At 43.4% G+C, this 1,178-nt stretch carries 2 protein-coding genes; both read left to right on the top strand.

Going from position 1 to position 1,178, the window contains the following annotated elements; all coding sequences use genetic code 11:
• Positions 1–331, top strand: a 331-nt coding sequence (locus AB5935_RS25165; protein ID WP_368327773.1) for a DUF3874 domain-containing protein, incomplete at its 5' end; no start/stop codon positions are given.
• Between the two features lie 186 nt (positions 332–517).
• Positions 518–1,178: AAA family ATPase (locus tag AB5935_RS25160; RefSeq protein ID WP_368327772.1), on the top strand; the 661-nt coding region annotated here is incomplete at its 3' end.

Raw genomic sequence — 1,178 nt, 5'->3', positions numbered from 1 at the left:
ACTTTATGCGCAGTTGAAAGTGGCAATTCTGTCCGGTCAACGTTATTGGTTTACGAAAGAAGAAGAACAGGAATTGCAAAAAAGCAATCTGGCGTTTTACCGTCAAGGGCCAGTGGAAGATGTGTTGCGTGCTTGTTATCGGTCGGCGGAAAGAAGAGAGGAGTGTGATCTTCTTTCTGCGGCTGATATATTTCAATGTTTAAAAAGGAGGAATCCTGCAGCTATGCGTGGTGCAAATCCGGCAAGTTTGGCGCAAATATTGGTAGCGGTGGGGATAGAACGTAAGCATACTAAGTTTGGAAATGTGTATCGGGTGGTAAAAATTGGGTAAGAGAGAACCGGTTTGGGTGATGACTTGAGTGACGGCTTGGGTGAAGGGGGAGACCTTCACCCGCTTTAGCCTATGGATAGGGCTCTGTAGCGAAAAGGTGAAGGGCTTATAAAAATTACTTGGAATGTGAGAGTGTCACTCGAAAATAATGTTTATCTTTGAATAATTATTAAATGAAGAATAACTATGGATAGTGTGATACGCAAATTTCCTATTGGTATACAGAATTTCGAGAGTTTGATAAACGACGGTTATGTATATGTAGACAAGACAGCGTTGGTGTATAGGATGGCGACTACCGGTCGTTATTATTTCCTTAGTCGTCCCCGCCGTTTCGGGAAGAGTCTGCTGTTATCTACCATTGAAGCTTATTTGAGCGGAAAAAAAGAACTCTTCAAAGGGCTTGCCATTGAGAAGCTGGAACAGAAATGGGAAGAACATCCTATCCTGCATCTGGATCTGAATACGGAGAACTACAAAGAACCGGATAGCTTGCGAAGACGGCTGGACAGTACTCTTTCTTATTGGGAGCAACTTTATGGTACAAGGGCGGTGGAGATCTCTTTGCCGTTGCGCTTTGAAGGGATTGTAAGACGTGCTTGCGAGAAAACAGGGCATCGTGTGGTTATCTTGGTGGACGAATACGATAAGCCTATGTTGCAGGCTATTGGTAACGAGACATTACAGGCGGAATATCGTAATCTGTTGAAAGCTTTTTATTCCGTACTCAAGTCGCAGGATAGATATATAAAGCTGGCTTTCCTAACCGGTGTGACGAAATTCGGCAAGGTGAGCGTATTCAGTGATTTGAACAATCTGAATGATATATCGATGGACTATCGTTACA

The organism is Phocaeicola sp. RTP21198st1_B8_RTP21198_201120, assembly GCF_040929485.1.
Classification (GTDB): Bacteria; Bacteroidota; Bacteroidia; order Bacteroidales; family Bacteroidaceae; genus Phocaeicola; species Phocaeicola dorei.
Note: the sequence above shows the minus strand (reverse complement) of the source record. Positions and strands in the feature narration are given on the sequence as shown.